Annotated in this window: 19 protein-coding genes; 8 read left to right on the top strand and 11 right to left on the bottom strand. The window is 71.9% G+C overall.

Going from position 1 to position 22,567, the window contains the following annotated elements; all coding sequences use genetic code 11:
• Window positions 1-165 precede the first annotated feature (165 nt).
• A complete protein-coding gene (locus tag ACZ6B8_RS31535) occupies window positions 166-1,707 on the top strand; it encodes a CehA/McbA family metallohydrolase (RefSeq protein ID WP_471609420.1) in 1,542 nt (513 codons plus the stop codon).
• A gap of 12 nt (window positions 1,708-1,719) precedes the next feature.
• Here the strand turns inward: ACZ6B8_RS31535 and ACZ6B8_RS31530 are convergent, their stop codons facing one another.
• From ACZ6B8_RS31530 to ACZ6B8_RS31495, 8 genes are all read right to left on the bottom strand, one after another.
• Window positions 1,720-2,352, bottom strand: a complete 633-nt coding sequence (locus ACZ6B8_RS31530; RefSeq protein ID WP_471085167.1) for a hypothetical protein — start codon at window positions 2,350-2,352, stop codon at window positions 1,720-1,722.
• A 322-nt stretch (window positions 2,353-2,674) separates the two neighbouring features.
• Window positions 2,675-4,168 carry an aldehyde dehydrogenase family protein gene (locus tag ACZ6B8_RS31525; protein WP_471609419.1) on the bottom strand — a complete coding sequence of 498 codons (1,494 nt, stop codon included), beginning with the start codon at window positions 4,166-4,168 and terminating at the stop codon, window positions 2,675-2,677.
• A complete protein-coding gene (locus ACZ6B8_RS31520; protein WP_471609418.1) occupies window positions 4,165-5,904 on the bottom strand; it encodes an N-acyl-D-amino-acid deacylase family protein in 1,740 nt (579 codons plus the stop codon). The genes ACZ6B8_RS31525 and ACZ6B8_RS31520 overlap by 4 nt, the downstream gene beginning before the upstream one ends.
• 533 nt (window positions 5,905-6,437) lie before the next feature.
• Window positions 6,438-7,559: an LLM class flavin-dependent oxidoreductase gene (locus ACZ6B8_RS31515; protein ID WP_471609417.1), complete on the bottom strand. Its 1,122-nt coding sequence runs from the start codon at window positions 7,557-7,559 to the stop codon at window positions 6,438-6,440.
• A 157-nt stretch (window positions 7,560-7,716) separates the two neighbouring features.
• Entirely contained in the window at window positions 7,717-8,502 is a 786-nt protein-coding gene (locus ACZ6B8_RS31510; RefSeq protein ID WP_471609416.1) for an SDR family NAD(P)-dependent oxidoreductase, read from the bottom strand.
• A gap of 116 nt (window positions 8,503-8,618) precedes the next feature.
• Window positions 8,619-9,560: a TIGR03619 family F420-dependent LLM class oxidoreductase gene (locus ACZ6B8_RS31505; protein ID WP_471085153.1), complete on the bottom strand. Its 942-nt coding sequence runs from the start codon at window positions 9,558-9,560 to the stop codon at window positions 8,619-8,621.
• A 393-nt stretch (window positions 9,561-9,953) separates the two neighbouring features.
• Window positions 9,954-10,472, bottom strand: coding sequence for a GNAT family N-acetyltransferase (locus ACZ6B8_RS31500; protein ID WP_471609415.1), 519 nt, complete (start codon window positions 10,470-10,472; stop codon window positions 9,954-9,956).
• On the bottom strand, window positions 10,463-11,662 hold the full coding sequence (locus ACZ6B8_RS31495) for an XRE family transcriptional regulator (RefSeq protein WP_471609414.1): 1,200 nt from the start codon (window positions 11,660-11,662) through the stop codon (window positions 10,463-10,465). The genes ACZ6B8_RS31500 and ACZ6B8_RS31495 overlap by 10 nt, the downstream gene beginning before the upstream one ends.
• Window positions 11,663-11,856: 194 nt before the next feature.
• Here ACZ6B8_RS31495 and ACZ6B8_RS31490 point away from each other — a divergent pair, with 194 nt between their 5' ends.
• From ACZ6B8_RS31490 to ACZ6B8_RS31480, 3 genes are all read left to right on the top strand, one after another.
• The gene (locus tag ACZ6B8_RS31490; RefSeq protein WP_471609413.1) at window positions 11,857-12,213 is read left to right on the top strand and encodes a hypothetical protein; all 357 of its coding nucleotides are present in this window, start codon (window positions 11,857-11,859) and stop codon (window positions 12,211-12,213) included.
• Window positions 12,207-12,347, top strand: coding sequence for a hypothetical protein (locus ACZ6B8_RS31485; protein ID WP_471609412.1), 141 nt, complete (start codon window positions 12,207-12,209; stop codon window positions 12,345-12,347). The genes ACZ6B8_RS31490 and ACZ6B8_RS31485 overlap by 7 nt, the downstream gene beginning before the upstream one ends.
• Before the next feature lie 262 nt (window positions 12,348-12,609).
• Window positions 12,610-13,851 carry a protein-L-isoaspartate O-methyltransferase family protein gene (locus ACZ6B8_RS31480; protein WP_471609411.1) on the top strand — a complete coding sequence of 414 codons (1,242 nt, stop codon included), beginning with the start codon at window positions 12,610-12,612 and terminating at the stop codon, window positions 13,849-13,851.
• A gap of 73 nt (window positions 13,852-13,924) precedes the next feature.
• On the opposite strand, the gene ACZ6B8_RS31475 is transcribed toward ACZ6B8_RS31480, so the two are convergent.
• Window positions 13,925-15,196: an amidohydrolase family protein gene (locus ACZ6B8_RS31475; RefSeq protein WP_471609410.1), complete on the bottom strand. Its 1,272-nt coding sequence runs from the start codon at window positions 15,194-15,196 to the stop codon at window positions 13,925-13,927.
• A gap of 341 nt (window positions 15,197-15,537) precedes the next feature.
• Between ACZ6B8_RS31475 and afsR the strand changes: the two genes are divergently transcribed.
• The 3 genes from afsR (at window position 15,538) to ACZ6B8_RS31460 (ending at window position 19,318) form a co-directional block, all read left to right on the top strand.
• On the top strand, window positions 15,538-18,519 hold the full coding sequence (gene afsR, locus ACZ6B8_RS31470; RefSeq protein WP_471085135.1) for an SARP-family global regulator AfsR: 2,982 nt from the start codon (window positions 15,538-15,540) through the stop codon (window positions 18,517-18,519).
• Between the two features lie 202 nt (window positions 18,520-18,721).
• Complete coding sequence (locus tag ACZ6B8_RS31465; protein ID WP_471085132.1) at window positions 18,722-18,895, top strand: hypothetical protein; 174 nt, start codon at window positions 18,722-18,724, stop codon at window positions 18,893-18,895.
• A gap of 225 nt (window positions 18,896-19,120) precedes the next feature.
• On the top strand, window positions 19,121-19,318 hold the full coding sequence (locus ACZ6B8_RS31460; protein WP_471609409.1) for a hypothetical protein: 198 nt from the start codon (window positions 19,121-19,123) through the stop codon (window positions 19,316-19,318).
• A gap of 131 nt (window positions 19,319-19,449) precedes the next feature.
• Here the strand turns inward: ACZ6B8_RS31460 and ACZ6B8_RS31455 are convergent, their stop codons facing one another.
• A complete protein-coding gene (locus ACZ6B8_RS31455) occupies window positions 19,450-20,328 on the bottom strand; it encodes an ATP-grasp domain-containing protein (protein WP_471609408.1) in 879 nt (292 codons plus the stop codon).
• A 208-nt stretch (window positions 20,329-20,536) separates the two neighbouring features.
• Here ACZ6B8_RS31455 and ACZ6B8_RS31450 point away from each other — a divergent pair, with 208 nt between their 5' ends.
• The gene (locus ACZ6B8_RS31450; RefSeq protein WP_471609407.1) at window positions 20,537-20,929 is read left to right on the top strand and encodes a VOC family protein; all 393 of its coding nucleotides are present in this window, start codon (window positions 20,537-20,539) and stop codon (window positions 20,927-20,929) included.
• Here ACZ6B8_RS31450 and ACZ6B8_RS31445 read toward each other — a convergent pair.
• Entirely contained in the window at window positions 20,919-22,526 is a 1,608-nt protein-coding gene (locus ACZ6B8_RS31445) for a FadD3 family acyl-CoA ligase (protein ID WP_471609406.1), read from the bottom strand. The genes ACZ6B8_RS31450 and ACZ6B8_RS31445 overlap by 11 nt on opposite strands.
• Between the last annotated feature and the right edge of the window lie 41 nt (window positions 22,527-22,567).

The raw sequence follows: 22,567 nt of genomic DNA, 5'->3' as shown, positions 1-22,567 counted from the left end.
GGCCGTCCCACCGAACGCGCGGCCACCCGTCCATCGGGGGTAAGGCGGCCACCCGTCCATCGGGGGTAAGTCCGTCAATCGCCTTCCCTTGGCGCACCGTTCACGGCTCAATACCAGGGTTGCACGCACCACCCATGTCATCACCGACACCCCGGGAGCCGCAGCATGTGCGAGGACCACCCGCAACACGCGGGACTGAACCGGCGCGGACTGTTCGTGACGGGAGCCGCCGCCGCGCTTACGTTGGGAACCGTGAGCTTCGCCGAAGGCGCCGAGGGGCGCGGCCCCGCACCCGGCGGGGCGCCGGGCACCAAGGAGACCAGGACGGTGCGCGGCACGCTGCCCACCGGCTCCCCCGACTACGTGTACCTGCCGGTCGAAGTGCCGCGCGGCGTCCGCGAGTTGCACGTCGCGTACACCTACCAGAAGCCGGCCGTGCCGCCCGGCACCCAGGGCAACGCCCTCGACATCGGCGTCTTCGACGAGCGCGGCACGGAGCTCGGCGGCGCGGGGTTCCGGGGCTGGTCAGGCGGCGCCCGCACCGAGTTCTTCATCCGCGCCGACGACGCGACGCCCGGCTACCTCCCCGGCCCCGTCCGCGCGGGCACCTGGCACATCGCCCTCGGCCCGTACACGGTGGCGCCCGACGGCCTCCCCTACGAGGTGACGATCACCCTCACCTACGGGGCGGCAGGGCGGACCCCGAAGCCGGTCTACCCGCCCGAGCGCGCGAAGGGCCGCGGTCGCGCCTGGTACCGCGGCGACTGCCACCTGCACTCCGTGCACTCCGACGGCAAGCGCACCCTCGCCGAGATCGCGGCGCTCGCCCGCGCGGCGGGCCTGGACTTCATCAACAGCTCCGAGCACAACACCCATGCCGCGCACGCCCATTGGGCCGAGCACGCGGGCGGCGACCTCCTGATCATGCTCGGCGAGGAGGTGACGACCCGCAACGGCCACGTGGTCGCCCTCGGCACGGACCCCGGCACGTTCATCGACTGGCGCTACCGGGCCCGCGACAACCGCTTCGGGAAGTACGCCCGCAAGGTCCGCGAGGCGGGCGGCCTGGTCGTCCCCGCCCACCCGCACGCCACCTGCGTGGGCTGCAACTGGAAGTTCGGCTTCGGCGAGGCGGACGTCATCGAGGCGTGGAACGGCCCCTACACCCCCGACGACGAGATCGCCCTCGCCGACTGGGACAGCACGCTCGTCGCCTCGGTGCGCGGCGGCCGGCGCTGGATCCCGGCGATGGGCAACAGCGACGCGCACCGCGACCCCGACCCCGTCGGCGGCCCGCAGACCGTCGTCCTCGCCGACGACCTGACCCGTGAGGCCATCCAGGAGGGCCTGCGCCGCGGCCACTCCTACGTCGCCGAGTCGAAGTCCGTGGAGCTGGCCTTCTCGGCGGCGGGCGGCCGGGGACGCCACGCGGGCATCGGCGACCGCCTCGACGTCGACCGCGACGCCCCGGTGACGGTCCGCCTGGTCGTCAAGGGCGCCCCCGGCTGCACGGTCCGTTTCGTCACCGATCAGGGTGTCCTGTACACGAGCCCGCCCCTGCCGGACTCGGGCGCGGGCACGGTGGAATGGCGCACGACGGCGTCCTACGCGGCATACGTCCGGGCCGAGGTCCGCCACCCCGCGACCACCCCACCACTCCCCGGAGCCCTGACGGCGTTCACGAACCCGATCTTCCTGGGCGACTGATCCGAGGCGCCCCTACCCGGGGAGCCTGAGCGTCCGCGCGAAGTCGTCCAGCGGCTCCATCACCGCGGCGATCAACTCCGGATCGTCGTGGTGGCCGCGGAGCAGGACATCGGGGCGACCGGCCGGGGTGTGCCAGTGGTACGACACCGAGGTCATCATGAGGGAGCTGTCGGCGGGGTAGGAACGGGTGACCCGGACCCCGTCCGCGCCCAGGTGGGGAGAGACGAACGGAACGCTGCCGCTCCGCTGCTGCCACTCGGGGATCTCCGCGTGCGGGACCGTGAGCGCGGCGGCTCCCTCGCAGGAGGCCGCGTCGGGGGCGGCGCAGTCCACGCGGGTGGCGTGCACCACCAGCGGCATATGGGTCAGCGGAACGGGGTGGTAGATGAACGCCTCGTCGGCCTGGAGCGTGTCCCGGAGCGTGACGATCGTCTGCTCGTAGAAGCTCTTGTGGAACCGGCGGAGTTTACGGGTGAGTTCGACGCCCTGAATCATGGCCAGGCCGGTCAAGTGCGGATCGAGCCACTCCTTGAAGGTCTTCTTGTCGATCCGGAGGTAGAGATAACCCCACAGGCCGGGGTCGGCATCCGTGTCGACGTGGAGCGGGGCACCGAGGTCGGCGCTCCACAGAATGCCGTCGGACATGAGAGGTCTCTTTCGTCGGGTCGTGGACAGGCGAAGGGGTCGGCGCTCAGGCGTAACTCCAGCGGAAAGTGCCCATGACGGCGTCGAACAGCTCCACGAGCATGTCGTGGAAGGCGGGATCCGAACCGGGCGCGATCAGCGCGCTAAGGGTCACCCATGCCGTTCCGTTCCCCCTGTTCGATCCCGCTGTGGCGTGCGTCGTCTGGCAAAGTTCTGACCAAGACGACTGACGCTAACGGTGGGGGTATCGGTTTCGCCAGAGCGAACTTCTGCACAGGGGGCGCGAAGCGGGACGTACGGGACAGGTGCGGCTACCGCGCCCTCACCCCGGCCAGACGATCGACTGGAGTTCGCTGTAGGCGTGCAGGGCGTACGAGCCGACGTCGCGGCCCACCCCGCTCTTCTTGAAGCCGCCGAACGGGGCCTCCATGTTGCGGCCGATGGTGTTGACGCCGACGCCGCCCGCGCGCAGCCGCCGGGCCACCCGGAAGGCGCGGGCGACGTCGCCGGAGAAGACGTAGTCGATGAGGCCGTAGTCGCTGTCGTCGGCCAGGGCGATGGCGGTCTCCTCGGCGTCCTCGGGGCCGTCCGCGTCGAAGGGGACCACGACGACCACCGGGCCGAAGATCTCCTCGCGGACCACCCGCATGTCGGGGGTGCAGTCGGCGAGGAGCGTCGGGGCGACGTAGAAGCCCCGGGCGAGCGCGGGCCGTTCGCCGCCCGCGACGAGCCGGGCCCCCTCCTTGCGGCCGGCCTCCACGTACCCCTCGATCCGGTCGCGGTGGGCGGCCGAGATCACCGGCCCGACGACCGTGCCCTCGGCGGCCGGATCACCGACCTTGAGATGACCGGCGTACGCCGCGAGACGTTCAACGAGCCTGTCGTAGATGCCCCGTTGGGCGATGACGCGGGTCGGCGCCGTACAGATCTGGCCGCTGTAGAAGGAGAACGTCGTGCCGATGCCCGCCACCGCCGCCGCCAGCCCGTCCTCGCCGACGTCGTCGAAGACGATCGCCGCGCCCTTGCCGCCCAGCTCCATCAGCTGCCGCTTCATCGTGCGGCCGCACACCTCCCCGATGCGCTGCCCGACGGCCGTCGACCCGGTGAAGCTCACCATGTCGACGTCCGGCGCGGCGACCGCCGCCTCGCCGACGGCCGTGTCCGTCCCGGAGACGACGTTCACCACGCCGGGCGGCACCCCCGCCTCCTCCAGCGCCGCCGCCATCCCGTACACCGACAGCGGGTCCTGCGGTGCGGGCTTCACGACGACCGTGTTGCCCATCGCGAGGGCCGGCGCGACCTTGCCCGCGGGGTTCGCCCAGGGGTTGTTGTACGAGGTGATACAGGTGACGACGCCGACCGGCCGGCGGACGGCGACCGCCCCCATGACCCCCGCCCTGCCCATCGGCGACGCCTCGTTGATCTGCGGCGGGAGCGCCTCCTCGACCGGCTCCAGGGCGCCCTTGGCGTACCGCTGGAAGCGCGCCACGGCGACCGCGACCTGCATGCCGCGCGCCGTGCCGGTCGTCGCGCCGCTCTCGGCGCGGGCCAGCTCGGTGTGCGTGCCCGTGTCGCGCCGCAGCACGCCGGCGGCACGCTCCAGGATCGCCGCCCGCTCCTCCGGCCTCGTGCGCGACCAGCCCGCGAAGGCCGCGCGGGCCGCCGCGGTCGCCGCGTGCACCTGCGCGCCGCTCGCCTCGGGCGCGAGGCCGACGACCTCCTCGGTGGCGGGGTTCACCACCTCGTAGTGCCCGTGGTCGGGCTCGGTCCACTCGCCGCCGATGAACAGCCGCCGGGCGCCCGGGGATCCGCTCACTTGGTGCTCACCGTCCTGGTGTCGCGGCCGGAGCGCAGCACCGTGCCCGGCACGGCGCCGGTCACCACGTCGCCGCGGATCGCCTCGACGCCGTTGACCCACACCGCCTCGATGCCGATCGCCTTGGAGTCCAGGCGCGGGCTGTCGCCGGGGAGGTCGTGCACGAGGGTCGCCTTGCCCGCGTCGATCCGCTCCGGGTCGAAGAGGACCAGGTCGGCGTGGAACCCCTCGACGATCCGCCCCCGCTCGCGCAGCCCGAAAAGCCGCGCCGGATCGTCGGTGAGCATCTTCACGGCCTGTTCGAGCCCGGCCAGCTTCCGCCCGCGCAGACAGTCCCCGATGAACCGGGTCGTGTACGGGGCGCCGCACATGCGGTCCAGGTGCGCGCCCGCGTCCGACCCGCCCAGCATGACGTCCTCGTGCTGCCAGGTCTCGGCGCGCAGCGCCCAGGAGTCGGGGTCGTTGTCGGTCGGCATGGGCCACAGGACGGTGCGCAGCTCGTCGTTGGCGCAGATCTCCACGAGGCAGTGGAAGGGCTCGAGACCCCGCTCGGCGGCGACGTCCCCGACCACCCGCCCGGTGAGCCCCTCGTTCGCCTCGGAGTACGTGTCCCCGATGACGTACCGGTCGAACCGCGCGAGCCGCCGGAAGACGCCCGCCTCCTCGCTGCCCGCGTGCGCCAGCATCTCGGCGCGCACACCGGGGTCGCGCAGCTTGGCGATCCGCTCGGGCACGGGCAGCCCGAGGATGTCGCCCCAGCCCGGGATGAGGTTGAGCGCGCAGAACGTGCCGAGCGACATGTTCATGGGCGTGAGGATCGGCATGGTCAGCGCGACGATGCGGCCGCCGGCCTTGCGGGCGCGCTCACTCGGCACGAGCTGGCGCGGCACGCGTTCGGGGACGGCGGCGTCGATGGTCAGCACGTTCCAGTTGAGGGGCCGTCCCGCGGCCGCGCTCATCTCCACGAACAGATCGATCTCGTCGTCGCTGAACTGGTCGAGGCACCCGGCGACGATCGCCTCCAGCTGCGTCCCCTCGTGCTCGGCGACGGCCCGGCTGAGCGCGAGCAGCTCCGCCGGCCGGGCGTGCCGGGACGCGACGGGCTGCCCGTCGCCGTCGGAGTGGGTGGAGGACTGGGTGGTGGAGAGCCCCCAGGCCCCGGCGTCCATGGCCTCGTGGAAGAGCCGCACCATCGCGTCGAGCTGCGCGTCGGACGGCTGCCCGCCCACGGCGTCGGCGCCCATGACGTACCGGCGCAGCGCGCAGTGCCCGACCATGAAGCCGGCGTTGACGACGATACGCCCTTCGAGGGCGTCGAGATACTCCCCGAACGAACTCCACGTCCAGGGCGCGCCCTCCTCCAGGGCGACCAGCGACATCCCCTCGACCTTCGACATCATCCGCCGCGTGTAGTCGGCGTCACCGGGCCGCTCCGGGTGGAGCGGCGCGAGCGTGAACCCGCAGTTGCCGCCGGCGACGGTGGTGACGCCGTGGTTGAGGGAGGGCGTGGCGTACGGGTCCCAGAAGAGCTGGGCGTCGTAGTGCGTATGCGGATCGACGAACCCGGGCGCGAGCACGAGCCCGCGCGCGTCCTCACCGGTCCGCGCCTCCTCGGTGACGGTTCCGGGTTCGGCGATGACGGCGATACGCCCGTCCCTGATCCCGACGTCGGCGGCATAGGCGGGGGCGCCGGTCCCGTCGACGACGGTGACGCCCTTGATGAGGTGATCAAGCATGACGAGAAGGTCCCCTTCCGAGGAGCGGGGTGGGTGAGGAGTGGGGATGGGTGAGGAGCGGGTCGGGTGAGGAGCGGGTCGGGTGAGGGCGAGCTTCCAGCCCGTCCGGCGTTTGGGGACGAGCGGGGGTGGGGGGCGCGGGCTGACGTTTCGGCCCGTCCGGCGCTTGCGGACGAGCGGGGGCGCAGGGTGACGTTCCAGCCCTTCCGGTTTTTGGAGGACGAGCCGGGGGCGCAGGGTGACATTTCAGCCCGTCCGGCGTTTGAGGACGAGCCCGGAGGGCGATGAACCACCCGCCGGGGGGGCGGACGCACGAACACCCCCGGTGGGGGCCGGCCTTCCAGCCCGTCCGGCGCTTGAGGACGAGCCCGGAGGGCGACGATCAGGGGGCCCGGGGGCAGCGCCCCCGCGACGGCACCCCCGTGACCGCAGCCCCGTGGCCGCGCCGCGTGACACCGCCCCCCGCCCGGCAAGGGCCCCGGCCTCCGTCCGGGAGGGGAGGCCGGGGAGTCATGAGGTCCAGGCCCGGCGGGCTACGCCCCCGCCCGGAACCGCGAGGTCCGATGCACCGGATCCGTGTCGATCTTCGGGATCACGTGCTCCCCGATCAGCTTGATCGTGTTCTTCGTGTCGTCGGGCGAGATCCCGATCGGCAGCCCGAAGCTGAGCTGGTCCGCACCGGCCTGCTCCCACCGCTTGCACTGCGTGAGCACCTCGTCCGGGTCGCCGCAGATCATCAGCTCCTCGGCGATGAGCAGCTCGATGATCTCCTCGCTGTACTCGGGGAGCAGCTCGGGCCACTCGGGGATGCCCTCGGGCCGGGGGAAGGTGTCGTGATAGCGGAAGAGCAGCGACTGGAGGTAGTTGAGCCCGCCGCCGACCGCGATCTCGACCGCCTTCTTGTGCGTCTCCGCGCAGATCGCCGTGGACGTCACCATGACGTTGTCGTTGACGAAGTCGCCGATCGCCTCGGCCTCCTTGACGGCCGACTTGTAGGACTCGACGACCCACTCCATGTCGGAGACCTTCTGCACGCTGAACCCGAGGACGCCGAGCCCCTTCTTGCCGGCCATCGCGTACGAGGACGGGGATCCGGCGGCGTACCACATCGCCGGGTGCGACTTCCCGTACGGCTTGGGCAGGATCTTGCGGGGCGGCAGCGACCAGTGCTTGCCCTGGAACCCCACGTACTCGTCCTGCAGCCACATCTTGGGGAACTCGGCGATGGTCTCTTCCCATATCTCCTTGGTGTGGTTCATGTCCGTGATGCCCGGCATGAAGCCGAGGATCTCGTGCGAACCGGCACCGCGCCCCGTGCCGAACTCGAACCGTCCCTCGGAGAGATGGTCGAGCATGGCGACCTTCTCGGCGACCTTCACCGGGTGGTTGACCGGGGCGAGCGGGTTGAAGATGCCGGAGCCCAGGTGGATGCGGTCGGTCGCGTGCGCGAGGTATCCGAGGTAGACGTCGTTGGCGGAGAGGTGGGAGTACTCCTCCAGGAAGTGGTGCTCGGAGGCCCACGCGTACTTGAAGCCCGACTTGTCCGCCTGGATGACGTACTCGGTCTCCTCGATGAGCGCCTTGTGCTCCGCTTCGGGGTCGACCTTGGCCCGCTGGGCGGGCACGTATCCCTGTACAAAGAGACCGAATTCCAAGGAGGTTCACCGTCCTCGTGAGGTTCTGACGGTTTCTGACGACCCGTCAGATCGTGATGCGTCGACTGTTTCACCGGGGGGTCGGGGCGTCAATACCTGATACGGCGTCAGCTGGGCGCCCGCGCGTCGGTGCGGGGCGCGCGCGTCCGCGCCACCCTCACACGATGCTGACGCCCGCCAGCCAGCCGCCGTCGATGACGAACGGCTGGCCCGTGATGTACGCGGAGTCGTCCCCGGTCAGGAAGAGCGCCAGGGCGGCGACCTCCTGGGGCCGCCCGATCCGTCCGAGCGGCACCAGCTTCTTGTACAGCTCCGCGACCGCCTCGCTCGCCGCCCGCGGGTCGGCGTCCGGGTCGAGCTGGGCGGGGTTGGTCATGGGGGTGTCGACGGCGCCGGGGCACACGGCGTTGACCCGGACGTTCCGCCCGGCGAGCTCCAGCGCGGCGACCCGGGTGAGGCCGAGGATGGCGTGCTTCGTCGCGGCGTACGCGCCGACGAAGGCCATGCCCGTGAGGGCCGTGTAGGAAGCGGTGTTCACGATCGTGCCGCCGCCGGCCGCGGCGATCTCGGGGGCGACGGTGCGGATGCCCAGGAAACAGCCGATCTGGTTGACCTGGATGATCTGCTGGAACTCCTCCAGGGGGGTGCTGACCAGCTCGTTGAAGCGGAGGATGCCCGCGTTGTTGACGAGGCCGTCCACCTTGCCGAAGGCGTCCTTGGTGGTGGTCACCGCTGTCCGCCACTGCTCTTCGTCGCCGACGTCCAGGTGGACGTAGCGTGCGTTGTCCTCCCCCAACTCCTTCGCGAGCGCCACCCCTTGCTCGTCCAGCACGTCGGCGACGACGACCTTCGCGCCCTCCTCGACGAAGAGGCGCGCCTCCTGCTCGCCCTGCCCGCGTGCCGCGCCGGTCACGATGACGACGCGGCCGTCCAGCTTGCCCATGGGTGCTCCTTTGCCCTGTTGCCCTGTAGGTCTAGGTCCTGGTGGCGGTGCGGGGCCCTGGTGAGGGGGATGGGGTGAGGGGGGTAGGTGAGGAGGTCGTGGCGTTGTCAGAGGTTTCAGCGGTTGAGGTGCGGGGCCACGTCCGCGGCGAACGCGGCCATCTGGTCGGTGAGTTCGGTGCGGCTGCGGCTGCGGAACCGCACCTGGATCTGGTCGACGCCCATCGCCCCGTACTCCCGCAGGGACTCGGCGAGTGCGTCGGGTTTGCCGGTGAGGGTGCGGCGGCCCACGGACCAGGCGGGCTCGCCCACGTAGAGGGCTTCGGTGATGGCGCCGACGACGATCCGTCCGGTGATGCCCGCGTCCTCCCTGAGTCGCTTGAGGCGGGCGATCTGGGCGGGGAGCTTGTCGCGCGGGTCGCCCTGCGGGAGCCAGCCGTCGGCGCGGGTCGCCGCGCGGCGGACGGCGGCGGGCGAGGAGCCGCCGACCCAGAGGGGGACGTGCGGCTGGGCGGGGCGGGGCAGCTGCCCGAGGTCGCTGAAGTCGTAGTGCTCGCCGTGGTGTTCGGGGTACTCGTCCGGGCCGAGGGCCGCCTTGAGCGCGTCGACGGCCTCGTCGAGAAGGGGCCCGCGCCGCTCGAAGTCGACGCCGAGGGCCTCGAACTCCTCTTGTACGTGTCCGGCGCCGACGCCGAGGATCAGCCGGCCGCCGCTGAGGTGGTCGAGGGTCGCGTACTGCTTGGCGGTGAGGAGGGGGTGGCGCAGGCCGACGATGGCGACGTGGCTCATGAGGCGGACGTGCTGGGTGGCGGCGGCGAGGAAGGCGAGGGTGGCTACGGGGTCGTACCAGGTGGTGCTCATCGCGTCGGCGAGGCGGCGGGGGATGGCGACGTGGTCGCAGGTCGCGAGGTAGGCGAAGCCGGTGCGGTCGGCGGTGCGGGCGATTTCCAGGAGGTCGTCGGGGGTGGCGCGGGCCTCCCAGGGCTCGGCGTAGAGGGAACTCTGGGACTGGACGGGAAGCTGCATCCCATGGACGACCCGCCCCACCGGAAAGCTCATGGCTGCCCTACTCCCTGTGTCTGGGTGTGTGCACGTGAACGTGAACCTGACGGCACGTCACATGCTGATACCTGACGCTTCGTCAGACAAGGGCTTGGGGGTGACTGTGCTCGGGGGTGCGGGTTCGGGTTCGGTGCGGGTGCGCTTTGGGCTGGGGTCTGCGCCTTGGGTTCGGTGGTGGGTGCGGGGCCGTGGGGGTATGTGCGTACTCGCTATCCCTGCGGCGCTGCCTCGCGGACAATGTTGCTATTGCTGGCTCGGTGCTCCGTGCGCACATACCCCCACGTCCCCTCCCGTCTCGTACGCGCCTTCCGGCCGGTGGGGCGGTGCCGCCCCTGTCCACCGCCGCGTGCTGCGCGGGCCCCCGCCCGATCACCCGCCCGCGTGGATCCGTCAGGATCCTCCGAGGCGCAGATCCTTGATCATGACGGCGTAGCTGGGGGAATCCTCGGAGGGCTGAGACCGGCCGTGCTGCTCGTAGCCCCATTTCTCGTACAGGGCCTGGACACGGGGTTTACGCGTTTCGACCTGCAAGGTGACGAAGTCCGCCTCGACGGCGTCCAAGAGCGCGTCGTGGATGAGCTTGGCACGTCCGGTGCCCTGCCACTGCGGCAGGACCATCAGTTCGGACAGGGCGAAGATCTTCCCGCGCAGGCCCGCCGGGCGTGTGGCTCCGGCCCACCAGCCGCCGGGCTTGAAGCGGGAACCGTAGGCGTATCCGACCGGGCCGCCGTGCTCCCACCCGGACATGCACAACCAGTCGTCGCGCTTGGACCAGAGGTCGACGAAGTAGGAGAACCGCCGGCGGGCGTGGAAGGCGTCGTCCTCGCGGGCGTAGACCTCGTCGTGGATGTCCAGCAGCAACGAACGGACGTGCGGGGCCTCTGCGTGCGTGTACGGCTTCAGGTCCATCGCGTCGACTCCTCGATCCAGCGGGTGACCTCGGGTGCCCTGGTGCCCGTGGCCTTGAGGACGTGGCGGGTGCGGGCCAGCGTGTTGACCGTGCGCTGGGACCCCATGGCCGGACCTGACAGGTCGTGTGCGCGGCGGCCGGTGGCGCAGGCCAGTTCGAGGTCGCCCTGACGTGCCTGGCACAGCGACAGGTGGGCAGTGTAGAGCGCCTGGTTGCGCAGCTGTCGGCCGTCGAGTGCGGCCAGGGTGCGGTGCAGGCAGTACTCGGCGCGGTCGTGGTCGCCGAGGGCCGTCCACACGTAGGAGGAGAGCGCTTCGATTTCGGCCCGGTCGTAGAAGGCGATCCATCCCCCTCCGCCGCTGTTCTCGCCGCGGTCGAAGGCCCGCTCGGCCAGTGCCAGGGCGCGCAGCGACTCGCTGTCCCGCTTGAGGCGGGCCAGCGCGTTGGCCGAGCGCAGGTGTCCCAGGGACGCGAACAGCGGCTCGCGGCGGGCGAGCGAGGACCGGCGCATCACCTCGGCTCCGGCCGCTGCCTCGGCGTGGCTCTCCAACTGGCTGGCGGTGAGCATCTGGTGGTCCCACACGCGGTAGGTGGCCTCGGCGTTGCGGGCCAGCCCGGCCAGGCGCAGAGCCTGGTCGAGGTGGGCGCGGGCGCGGCGGGGGGCGCTGGCGTCGATGGCGGCGAACGCCGCGCAGCAGGTGACGTCGGAGGCGAGATGGTAGAGCCGGCGGCGCATGCGGTCGGAGGCGCTGCCGCCCGCCAGGGCGGACTGGATGCGGGCTGCCAGTTCCACGGCGTCGTTCTCCACCCGCCGTCGGCCGCCGACGCGCGCATCGGCGGTCAGCAGCCGCGCGTACTCACGCTGGAACCGGCCGGTGTCGGCGTGTCCCAGTTGTGCGGAGACCACCACTGCGGCGGCCGCGCCCGCGGAGGTGAGGAGTGTTCTGCGGTGCATCGGATCCTCCGCTGGAGTGGTGCGCGAGCGCGGGGTGAACCCGAGTTCGGTGGCCGGATGTCCCAGTACCCGCTCCAGCGCGATGCGCTGCTTGGCGTGCGGCCATGCGGTCGCGCCGCGCAACAGACGGCGGATGTCGGAGTCGGTGACGTTGCCCGTCTTCCCCGTCAGCTCGAGGATCTCGGCATTCATACGGCGGGCCAACTCGGCCTGGCCCATATTCAGTTCGCCCATGGCATCGGCCAAGTGCTGATTTGCTCCCACGACCGCAAGGTAGCTCGGCGTGACTGAGCGGCGACAGACAGCAGGTAAAAATCACCGGGGTCACGGCCAGGAGTGACCGGTGATCTCACCTGTCCGGCCCGGCGGGAGGGAGACCACAGTGTGGAGCATCAGCAAGAACCCCCCTGGAGCACACGGTGAGTTCGATGACCACACCCCAGTCCGGAGAGCCGGTGGACCTGGCGCGCGTCGACAGCGCCGCCCACCGCGCCGAAGGCCTCGCCGTCGCCGACCCGACCGGCCGGCTCGCCGACGAGGTCGCCGCCGAGCTGTTCTCCTACCTGCCACCGCTGCTCATCCAGGCCGAGAGCCGTCTCGTCGCCATGGGCGGCACCAGTCCGGCGGCCCGACGCGCCCGTGACGTCCTGGCGGACTCCATCCGCCACGGCCAGGCCGTCCACGAGGACCACCGGGCGGCCGTCTTCACCAACCCCGTCGCCCGCCTGTACCTGCTGGCCGGAGCATGTCGGCTGCTGAAGAACGCGGTCGTGCCCCAGTGGTGAACGGCCGGGGGCGCTACCGCGCCCGCCGCCCGAACCGCGCGCGTCCGGTCGAGACCCTCATCACCACCGGGCTCATCGCGCTGGTGATCGTGTCGTTCGGTACCGCCCTGTACGCGGTGCTGTCCCGCTCCTGAACCATCACCGATCCGGAGGTGCATCCATGAGCACGCCCACCGGTCCCGTGCCCGGGCCGGATCCGCCGGGAAGCCCCTCACCACACGCACTACCGCCACCCCGCCACGAAAGGCCACACGCCATGGGCAAGCACCAGGGAGAGCCGTCCGACAAGCCGTGGACGCCGCCGCCGACGCCGCCGTCCCCGGACGGCAGCGGCCCGAAAAAGTAGAGGACGGGCTCGTGGAATACCGCCACATCGCCGCGCAAGAGCTTGAGGTCATGGGTGCTTTCAGGTCCCCGTGGCTGCGGCCCGCCTTTCACGCCGTGGACCGCGAGGCGTTCGCGCCCGCCCGCTTCTGGAGCCCTGTCGCCGACAGCGAGGGCCGGTACCCGGTCATCGACCGTGACCTGGACGAGGACGTCTGGCGGCGCACCGTGTGGGGCACTCACGCCTCGCTGGTCACCCAGATGAACGACGGGGCCACTCGCGTCGATGGCGGGCCCGCGCGCGGGGACTTCTCCTCATCGATCTCCGCCCTGGACATCGCCTTCGAGAAACTCCATCAGCTCGACCTCGCGCCCGATCACCGCGTGCTGCACCTGGGTACCGCGTCGGGCTACGACTCGGCGCTGCTGTGCGAGCGCGTCGGACCCGACCGCCTGACCACGCTCGAATACGACGGCGCGCTCTCCGCATGGGGGCAGCAGAACCTTCACGCGGCCGGGTACGCGCCCACGGCGGTGTGCGGGGACGGCCTGGACGGGTGGGAGCCCACCGCCCCTTACGACCGGATCATCGCGACGGCCTCCGTACGTCGTGTCCCCGACGCCTGGCGCCACCAAGCCGCCGGGGGCGCCCTCATCGTCACGCCGTACACCACCGCATACGGCAGCGGCGGCGCGCTGTTGAAACTCACCGTCGACGCCGAGGGCGTCGCCACAGGGCGTTTCGTGGGCTCCGCTTTCTACATGCTCGCCCGCTCCCACCGTCCCACCCGTCACCTCGACCCGCCCACCGAGTTCACCAGGGCCAGGTCCCGCATCGACCCCGCGGAGCTGCTGGGCGGTCCCTGGGGACAGGACTTCGTCCTCGGCCTGGCCCTCCCGGACATCAGCCAGACCCAACGCGGAGACGGCGAGGGGCGGCAGGTCCAGTTCTGGGACGCCACCGGCACCAACGTCACCATCGTCGACTACCACCGGTGGTGGGAACCGGACGCGGTGACCGTCTACGGGCCGCGCAACCTGTGGGAGGAGGTCGTCGGTGCCTACTCCCGGTGGAAGCACGCCGGGGGGCCGCACTACACGCGCTACGGCCTCACTGTCGATGACACCGGCACCCGGCTGTGGCTCGACGAGCCCGGGCACGACATCGGTGCCGTCACTCCCCTGCATCTCCCCTGCCGACGAGACGCTCACGGGACCGACGTCGGCGCCGGGCTGTGGCCCGACATCGCCAAGTGCAACACCTCGGCTACCTGCTCCCAGTGCCAGGCAGGCTGCACCGACTCTCCCGAGTGAACAGTCGGAGAGAAACGCGCGGCTGCACCGGCGTACGCGCGCAGATCCTGGCCAGACCTCCCGCCCCCTCACCTCAAGGCGCCCACAACCCCTCCCCCGTAAGACCGAGAAGGCCCACCGCGTTGCCCCGCACGATCCGTTCCACCACATCCCGCGCCAGATGCCCCATCTGGTCCTCGCCGACCTGGCGGGACTTCGGCCAGGTCGAGTCGGAGTGCGGGTAGTCCGTCTCGTACAGGACGTTTCCCACCCCGATGGAGTCGAGGTTCCTCAGGCCGAACGCGTCGTCGAAGAAGCAGCCGAAGACGTGCTCGGTGAAGAGTTCGGACGGCGGCCGGGTGACCTTGTCCGCGACGCCGCCCCAGCCCCGGTTCTCCTCCCAGACGACGTCCGCGCGCTCCAGGATGTAGGGGATCCAGCCGATCTGGCCCTCCGCGTACATGATCTTGAGGTCGGGGAAGCGTTCGAACTTGCCGCTCATCAGCCAGTCCACCATCGAGAAGCAGCAGTTGGCGAAGGTGATGGTGGAACCGACGGCCGGCGGAGCGTCCGCCGAGGTGGACGGCATCCTGCTGGACGAGCCGATGTGCATGGCGACGACCGTGCCGGTCTCGTCGCAGGCGCGCAGGAAGGGGTCCCACGCGTCGGTGTGGATGGAGGGCAGCCCGAGGTGCGGCGGGATCTCGGAGAAGGCGACCGCCCGTACCCCGCGCGCGGCGTTGCGCCGTACCTCCGCCGCGGCGAGCTCGGCGTCCCAGAGGGGGATGAGGGTGAGCGGTATGAGGCGGCCGTGCGCCTCGGGCCCGCACCACTCCTCCACCATCCAGTCGTTGTACGCCTGGACGCAGAGCAGGGCGAGCTCGCGGTCCTTGGCCTCGGTGAACGTCTGGCCGCAGAAGCGCGGGAAGGTCGGGAAGCAGAGGGCGGACTGGACGTGGTTGACGTCCATGTCGGCGAGCCGGTCCGGCACGCTGAACGAGCCGGGCCGCATCTGCTCGTACGTGATGACCTCGAGCTTGATCTCGTCCCTGGCGTAGCCGACCGCCGTGTCGAGGCGGGTGAGCGGGCGGTGCAGGTCCTCGTAGATCCACCAGTCCCCGATCGGGCCGTCCTCGCCCTGCTCGCCCATGACGGGGGCGAACTTCCCGCCGAGGAAGGACATGTCCCGCAGGGGGGCGCGGACGATCCGGGGGCCGCGGTCCCGGTACTTCGACGGGAGCCGGTCCTGCCAGACATGAGGGGGCTCGACCGTGTGGTCGTCCACCGAGATGATCTTCGGGAAGTCCTCCGGGCCCGCCGGGGCCGCCGGACTCCGGGTGGTCGGCGTCGTCTGCGTGGTCTCCATACGGCTCACGGTAGCGCCGATCTGACGACCCGTCAGCTACTCGTACGGGAACCGGCACCCACTCGTGCGGTTACCGGCGGCCCCGCGCACGGGAACCGGTGGCCGCCACATCGGCGTCGTCCGGGCGCCACCCCTCGGCCACCCGGGCGCCTCCGTGGCGGGAAAGTGATCCGGAATGTCGTGCGAGGACCCTGTGAGAGCCGTCTCGCACGGCTGACGCATCCGCCATGAACAAGGCAAACTGGCGGCTAGCAAGACCGAGCACGGTGTACGGAGCACCACCGCGGGCGGGCAGACCCGCGACCGGCAGGATTGGGAACAGCAGGGCGGCAGGGGGAGCGATGGTCGATGTACCGCGAGTACCGGAGCAGTGGCGTCCGGCCTCGGGGAACCTCCCCGGGGAGCGGACCGAGGGGCATCCCCCCGAGGTCCGGACGCCGCGCTTCAGCGTGCTCGGACCGGTGCGCGCCTGGCACGGCCCGGATCAGCTCAACACCGGCTCCCCGCAGCAGCGGGCGCTGCTCGCCGCCCTCCTGCTGCGGGACGGCCGCACGGCCACGGCCTCGGAACTGATCGACGCCCTGTGGGGCGAGGAGCCGCCGTCGCAGGCACTGGCGGCGGTACGGACGTACGCCTCCCGGCTCCGCAAGGTGCTGCCCCCGGGAGTCCTGGTCAGCGAGTCCGGCGGCTATGCGATCCAGGCCGGCGACGGCGCCCTGGACCTCGCCCGGGCGGAGGACCTGTGGACGGCCGCCGAGAAGGCCCGCGGCGTCGGCGACCTGTGCCGGGCGCGCTCCCTGGTGAACGATGCCCTCGGCCTGTGGGACGGCGAGCCGCTGGCCAACGTCCCCGGCCCCTACGCCGACACGCAGCGCACCCGCCTCGGCGAATGGCGCCTCCAACTCGTCGAGACCCGCCTCGACATGGACCTGGAGCAGGGCTGCCACGCCGAGGCGGTCTCGGAGCTGACCGCCCTGACGGCGGCCCACCCGCTCCGCGAACGGCTGCGCGAGCTGCTCATGCTCGCCCTGTACCGCAGCGGGCGCCAGGCGGAGGCCCTGGCCGTCTACGCGGACACGCGCCGGCTGCTCGCCGACGAACTCGGCGTCGACCCGCGCCCCGGCCTCAAGGAGCTCCAGCAGCGCATCCTCCAGGCCGACCCCGGCCTCGCGGAGCCCTCGGCGCCCGCCCAGGAACCGGCGTCCGCGGCGGTCCGCCCGGCCCAACTGCCCGCGACCGTGCCGGACTTCACCGGACGCGGGGCCTTCGTCGACGAACTCAGCGACATCCTCTCCGCCGCCGAGGGCCGCGTGATGGCGGTCTCCGCCCTCGCGGGCATCGGCGGCGTCGGCAAGACCACCCTCGCCGTGCACGTCGCGCACGCGGCGCGCGCCCACTTCCCCGACGGCCAGCTGTACGTGGACCTGCAGGGCGCGGGGGCGCGGGCGGCGGAACCGGAGGCGGTCCTCGGCGCCTTCCTGCGCGCCCTCGGCACGGCGGACTCCGCGATCCCGGACTCCCTGGAGGAGCGGGCGGCCCTGTACCGCTCCGTGCTCGACGGCCGCCGGATCCTGGTCCTGCTGGACAACGCCCGCGACGCGGCGCAGGTCAGGCCGTTGCTGCCGGGCATGGAGGGCTGCGCGGCCCTCGTCACGAGCCGCGTCCGCATGGTCGACCTGGCGGGCGCGCACCTGGTGGACCTGGACGTGATGTCGCCGGAGGAGGCGCTCCTGCTCTTCACCCGCATCGTCGGCGAAGAGCGGGTCACCTCGGAGCGGGAGGCCGCGCTGGACGTGGTGGCGGCGTGCGGGTTCCTGCCGCTGGCCATCCGGATCGCGGCGTCCCGGCTGGCGTCGCGCCGCACCTGGACGGTGTCCACGCTCGCCGCGAAGCTCGCGGACGAGCGGCGCCGCCTGGACGAGCTGCAGGCGGGCGACCTGGCGGTGAAGGCCACGTTCGAGCTGGGCTACGGCCAGCTGGAGCCGGCCCAGGCCCGCGCCTTCCGCCTCCTGGGCCTCGCGGACGGCCCCGACCTCTCCCTGGCGGCAGCCGCGGCGGTCCTCGACCTCCCCCTGGAGGAGACCGAGGACCTCCTGGAATCCCTGGTCGACACGTCCCTGGTCGAATCGGCGGCCCCGGGCCGCTACCGCTACCACGATCTCGTACGCCTCTACGCGCGTGCGTGCGCCGAACGCGACGAACAGCCCCCCACCGAACGGGACGCGGCGATGTCGCGCCTGCTCGACTTCTACCTGGCGTCGGCGGCCCGGGTGTACGCGATCGAGCGGCCCGGCGACCGCACGGTGGACCACCTGGAGGCCACCCGCCACGCGGGCCAGGACTTCACGGACGACACGAGGGCCCTGGACTGGCTGCACTCCGAGGCGGCGTGCATCCTGGCCTGCGTCCAGCAGTCGCTGGGGGCGAGGACGCTCCGTCGGGCGGTCGACCTGCTGCTGGCGTCCAAGGACCTCGCGGAGTCGGGGGCGAGTTCGCTCCGCTACGAGGCGGCGACCTCCGCGGCGCGGGACGCGGCGGCGGCTCTGGGGGACACTCACGCGGAGGGGCGGGCGCTGGTCAGCCTCGCGCAGGTGATCATGCGGATCGGGGGGCACTTCGACGTGGCCTCCGGCGAGCTGGCACGCGCCACCGAGCTGGCCGCCCGCTCACAGGACCCGTGGACCAGCGGGAACGCGCCGAACGAGCAGGGCATCGCGACCGCCTGCATGAAGCAGTACGAGGCGAGCGAGAGCTATTTCCTCAAGGCGATCGAGGCCTTCCGTGCCGACGGCAACCGGCCGGGCGAGGCGAGCGCCCTGTGCAACCTCTCCCGGGTGCTCGTCTCCGTGGGGCGTACGGGCAAGGCCATCGAGATCGCCGAGCAGGGCGTGCACATCTACGACGAGCTCGGGCTCACCCTGCGGCTGGCCAACGCGAAGTACGCCCTGGGCATCGGCCTCAGCCATTCCGGCCGCCACCCGGAGGCGCTGGACCAGCTCACGGACGCTCTGCGGATGTTCGTGGAGAATCGCCAACGGCTGTGGGAGGGAACCTCGCACTACCGGATCGCCCAGGTGCACCTCCAGGCCCGTCGCCCCGCGCAGGCGGCGAAGCACGCGGAGCAGGCCCTCGCCACGGGTTGCATCGGCGGCGACTGGATGCGGGCCAACGTCCTGACGCTGCTGGGACGTTCCCTGGACAGCCTGGCGCAGCTCGACCGCGCACAAGCCTGCTGGCGGGAAGCGCTGGCCCTGTACGAGCGCGCCGGGGCCGTGGAGGCCGACGAGGTCCGTGCGCTCCTCGACCCCGTGGCAGCGGCCTGACACCGGCGCGCTCACGTTCATCGAACGTTTATGGGGGGCTGTCACTCTTCACTCATCGATCCGTCGCGTCGGGGGGCAGACGGGTCGCGTGGGGCCTCACGGAATAGGGTGAGCGGCCCTGGAACGCTCGTTCGGCGATCCTCGGGGGAGTTGCCGAACGGGCGTTTCGCCCCAACCTGTCGATTCCGCAGGAGTTGCCACCATGAGCGAAGCCCAGAAGGACATCAGCGTCAAGCGTGACGGCCACATGCCCGCCCCGCCGAAGGACGGAACGGCCACGCCGATGGGCGACGGTCACATGCCCGTCCCGCCGAAGGACGGCGCCGTCACCCAGGCCGACGGCCACATGCCCGCCCCGCCGGCCGACGGGGTCTGAGACTTTCATCCGACGGGGGTCGGCCGCGACGGCGCGGAGGGGGAGCCGTCGCGGCCGACGCATGTCCGCGTCCGGACGCGGCGGGAAGCCGGACGTGCGGGCGATCCGGGTAGGTGAAGGGCGACGGGGGACACGCCCAACCCCTTCCGGGGTTCGAACATTCGGTCACCTCGTCGGTAAGTTCGCTCGACGTCACAAGTACGCGCCCTGTCAGAGGAGTTGGAAATGTTCCGCGCCAAGAAGTACCTCGTCACCGCCGCCATCGCGGCGGCCGCCGCGGCCGGAGCCGCGACCCCGGCGTTCGCCGACAGCCACACCCCGACCCCGCCGGCCGACGGCCACCTCCCGATCACCGCCCAGGACAGCCACACCCCGACCACGCCCCTGAGCGACAGCCACATACCGGCGCCCCCGCGCAGCTGACGCCGCACGCGGCACGCGGCGACGGCGGCCACGAGGTCACCGCGGCACGGGGTCGAGCCACCGCTCGGCCCCGTTTCACGGTGGGGCCCCGTCCACCCAGAGAATCCCCCCGGCCCTGCCCCCAGCGTCAGTCAGCACGGCAAGGGCGCGGCCAGCTGGGAAGACAGGGAGCGCTTCACCGCCGTCACGAAGGCCACCCGCGTCTTCTCGTCCACCGAGTCCAGGGACAAGTACGGGTTCAGGTCCTCCAGTTCGACCAGGAGGAGCTCGCCGGTGTCTCGGGTGCGGCATGCGTCGACGCGTTGGATGCCGTGGTCGATCGTGTTCCAGTCGACGAAGCGCTGGGCGAACGCCACGTCGTCGGGGGTGGGGGCGTAGCGCTCCAGGTGCCAGCGGCGGGCGGGGTCGGGGGCGTACAGCGCGTACTGGTACGTGCGGTCCACGAAGTAGAACGAGACCTCGTACCTGAAGTCGACGCGGGGCTGGATGAGGAGCCCCGCGCCGGTCGGCGGCAGCGCCGCCAGCTTCTCCCGCGTCACGAACTCCAGGCCTATCGAATCCGCCCCGAGCTTCGGCTTCACCGCGTACGTGGGCGCCTCCGGCAGGCGGTCCACGTCCCGGGGGTCGTCGACCGTGGGGATCACGGGGTGGCGGGCCGCCGTCAGGTCCAGCAGATACTGCTTGCCCTTCATGTCCGCGCTGCCGGTGAGCTGGTTGTAGACGCGGGTGCCGCTGCGGGCCGCGCGGGCCTTGAAGTCGTCCCACGCGGACGCGTAGTGGAGGACGGGTCCGCTGTTGCGGACCACCACCGTGTCGAAGGACCCCGACTCCATCAGCGCGGTCGCGTCCAGCGGGTGGCACAGCGCCACGTCGAAGTCCTCGCGGAGGCGGGTGGTGAGGTAGATGTCCTCGTCGCAGTAACGACGCCCCTTCGCCTGGTAGGCGAGGTCGGTGACATAGAGGAGGCGGGGGCGGGGGCCCGGGGTGACGGACGGCGTGGGTGAGTGCATCCCGCAATCGTTCCAGAGGTGATCACCGCCTCCGGGCTGTCGGCTCCACGCTCCGGAGTGGCGGCTCCACGCTCCGACGGGGCGGCTGCGGGCTCCAGGGTGGCGGCTGCGGGCTCCGGGGTGCGGCTGCGGCTCGGGCCTGCGAGTTCCTGGGCGCCGCGCCGTATTTCCGTGGACACCGCCCCCCGCCCCGCCCCATAGTCCCCCCATGACCTCTCGCGTGCGCCACCTCACGTTCGACTCCCACGACGCCTACCGCCAGGGGGCCTTCTGGGCCGAGGTCCTCGGCGGGAAGCTCGCCGACGACGACTTTCCCGGTGACCCGGAGGCCACCGTCGAGGCCGACGGCGTCGCCCTGCTCTTCGTGACCGTGCCGGAGACGAAGACGCTCAAGAACCGGCTGCACATCGACCTCCAGCCGCAGGACCGCACCCGCGACGAGGAGGTCGACCGGCTCCTCGCCCTGGGCGCGAAGCTGCACGAGGACCACCGCCGCCCCGACGGCCTCGGCTGGGTCACCCTCACCGATCCGGAGGGCAACGAGTTCTGCGTGGAGCGCAGCGCCGACGAGCGCGCCGCGTCAGCCGGCGCTACCGGGTGAGCCCGCCCCGCAGCTCCCCCTTCACCACCTTCCCGCTCGCGTTGCGCGGCAGCTCCCCCAGGAACTCCACCGACCTCGGCACCTTGTAGTTCGCCATCTCGCGGCGCGCCCACGCGATGAGGTCGTCGGCGGTCGTCAGCGCGCCGGGGCGCCGCACCACGTAGGCCCTGCCCACCTCGCCAAGCCGGGGGTCCGGGACGCCGATCACGGCCACGTCCGCCACGTCCGGGTGGAGGCCGAGGAGCTGCTCTATCTCGGCCGGGTAGGCGTTGAAGCCGCCGACGATGAACATGTCCTTGATGCGGTCGGTGATACGGAGGTTGCCCTCCGCGTCGAGGACGCCCACGTCGCCCGTGCGCAGCCAGCCGTCCGGCGTCAGGCACTCCTTCGTGGCGGCCGGGTCCTCGAAGTAGCCCCGCATGACGTTGTGGCCGCGCACCACGACCTCGCCCGGGCGGCCGGGCGCCAGGGGCTCGCCCGCGGCCGTCACCACCCGTACCTCCGTGCCGGGGATGGCGCGGCCCGACGTCGCCGCGACCACCTCGACCGGGTCGCCGCGGCGGCACATCGTGACGATGCCGCTCGCCTCGGAGAGGCCGTACGCCGTCAGGACGGTGGCGATGCGCAGTTCCGCGCGCAGCCGCTCCACCAGTCGCAGCGGCACCACCGCCGCGCCGGTCACCACGAGCCGCAGCGCGGACAGGTCGTGCTGGTCGCGGGCGGGGTGGTCGAGGATCGACTGGTGCAGGGTGGGCGGGCCCGGCAGCACGGAGACGCGTTCGGCGGCGACGTTCGCGAGGACCGTGTCCACGTTGAAGACCGGCTGCGGGATCATCGTCGCGCCGCGCATCAGGCACGCGATGATGCCCGCCTTGTAGCCGAAGGTGTGGAAGAACGGGTTCACGATCAGATAGCGGTCGCCCTCGCGCAGGCCCGCCAGGTCGCTCCACACGTCGTAGCAGCGCAGCGTCTGCGCGTGGGTGATGACGGCGCCCTTGGGGCGGCCGGTCGTGCCGGAGGTGAAGATGATGTCCGAGGGCGCCGATCCGTCGACCGCGTCCGCCCGGGTGCGGACCGCCGCCGCGTCCACGCCGTCGCCGCCCGCGAGGAACTCCTTCCAGGTGCGGAAGGAAGGCGGGGCGTCGTCGGAGAGCACCACCACCTGCTCCAGGTGCGGCAGGCCCGGGAGCGGTCCCCCGCCGGGGCCGTCGGCCGCCGCGCGCCGCAGTGAGGCGACGTACGACGTGCCGAGGAACGTGCCGGTGACGAAGAGGAGTTTGGCGCGGCTGCGGGCCAGCACATAGGCCGCCTCGGAGCCCTTGAAGCGGGTGTTGAGGGGGACGAGGACCGCGCCGGCGGTGACCGCGCCGAGCGCGGAGACGATCCAGTCGAGGGTGTTGGGCGCCCAGACGGCCACGCGGTCGCCGGGTGCGACGCCGGACGCCATGCACGCGGCCGCGGCCCGCTCCACCCGCGCGCCCAGCTCCGTGTACGAGAGGCGGGTGCGGCCCTCGACGACGGCCTCGCGCGGGCCGTACCGTTCGGCGGCCGCCCGTACCAGTCCCGGGATGCTGCCCCACTCCAGGTCGCCGCGCATCGCAAGCCCCTCCCGACGTGTAGCTGACTGACCGTCAGATT

It is taken from the genome of Streptomyces sp. NPDC041122 (assembly GCF_055592445.1).
Note: the sequence above shows the minus strand (reverse complement) of the source record. Positions and strands in the feature narration are given on the sequence as shown.